Below are 1,410 nucleotides of genomic sequence, written 5' to 3'. Positions count from 1 at the left end.
CCGGCCACGAGCAGGCCCGAGACGTCGTGGTCGACGGCGACCGGCAGTCCGCCGACCCGGGCGGCGACGACGGGGGTGCCGCAGGCCTGCGCTTCGAGCGCCACCAGGCCGAACGACTCGTTGTAGCTGGGCACGGCCACCACGTCGGCCGCGCGGAAGACGTCGACGAGTCCCTCCCCCGACTGCGGCGGCAGGAACCGGGTCAGCTCCTCGATCCCGAGCTCGGCCGCGAGCCCGCGCAGCGAGGTCGGCTGTTCCAGACCGGTGCCGGAGGGACCTCCCGCCACCAGCACCACCAGCCGGTCGCGCAGGCCGGGGTCGCGGCGCACCAGTTCGGCCGCGGCGTGCAACAGGACGTCCGGCGCCTTGAGCGGCTGGATGCGCCCGGCGAAGGCCAGCACCACCGCGTCCGCCCGCAGCCCCAGTGCCGCGCGGGCATCCGCCCGTGGGCCGGGGCGGAAGCGCTCAAGGTCGACACCCGGCGACACCGTCCGCACGGCGCGCGGGTCGGCGTCGTAGAGCCGCATGAGCTGCTCGCCCTCGACCTCGGTGTTGGCCACGAGGCGGTCTGCCTCGGCCACCACCTGCTCCTCGCCGATCACCCGGGTGCGGGGTTCCGGGGTGTCGCCGGAGGCCAGTGCCGCGTTCTTCACCTTCGCCAGTGTGTGCGCCGAATGCACCAACGGCACGCCCCAGCGGTCCCGGGCCAGCCAGCCGACCTGCCCGGACAGCCAGTAGTGCGAGTGCACGAGGTCGTAGTACCCGGGCTCGTGGAACGCCTCGGTGCGCAGGACCCCCGAGGTGAAGGCGCACAGCTGCGCGGGCAGTTCGGAGCGGCCCAGCGGTTCGAACGGTCCCGCGGGCACGTGGCGGACGAGTACTCCCGGGGCCAGTTCGGCGACGGGTGGCTGGTCGGACGCGGTGGCGCGGGTGAACACCTCGACGCTGATCCCGCGCCGCGCCATCTCCCGGGCGGTCTGGGCGATGTAGACGTTCATGCCGCCGGCGTCACCGGTGCCCGGCTGCTCCAGCGGCGAGGTGTGCAGAGACAGCACCGCCACCCGGCGCGGCCTGTTCGCCGCCCGGTACCAGGAGATCGTCACCCAATCACCTTTCTGCTCGGCCGTCGACGGCCGCGACGGCCCGCTCGGCGAACCGCAGCAGAGTGGTGTCGAACTCCCGCGCGGACTCGACGAACGGTAAGTGGCCTACACCCGGCCACCAACGCGTGAGGGCCCCGGGAATCTTCCCGGCCGTGTACTCGCCCGCCGTGAGATCCACGACAGCGTCGGCCTCGCCGTGCAGGACGAGGGTGGGCACGTCGACCGCCGCGAGGACGTCGGCGCTGTCGACCTCCCGGCGGAACAGCGCGGCCCGCACGGCGGGGGGCGCGGCCAGACTCGCGCCGAG

At 74.0% G+C, this 1,410-nt stretch carries 2 protein-coding genes; both read right to left on the bottom strand.

Features of this window, described 5'->3' with window-relative positions; all coding sequences use genetic code 11:
- Positions 1-1,103 (bottom strand): D-inositol-3-phosphate glycosyltransferase (gene mshA, locus SACSA_RS0100620; RefSeq protein ID WP_019812657.1); only part of this gene is annotated, 1,103 nt, incomplete at its 3' end.
- Between the two features lie 4 nt (positions 1,104-1,107).
- A partial coding sequence (locus SACSA_RS0100615) for an alpha/beta fold hydrolase (protein WP_019812655.1) occupies positions 1,108-1,410 on the bottom strand: 303 nt, incomplete at its 5' end.

Origin of the sequence: Saccharomonospora saliphila YIM 90502 (genome assembly GCF_000383795.1) — a bacterium.
GTDB lineage: Bacteria > Actinomycetota > Actinomycetes > Mycobacteriales > Pseudonocardiaceae > Saccharomonospora > Saccharomonospora saliphila.
Note: the sequence above shows the minus strand (reverse complement) of the source record. Positions and strands in the feature narration are given on the sequence as shown.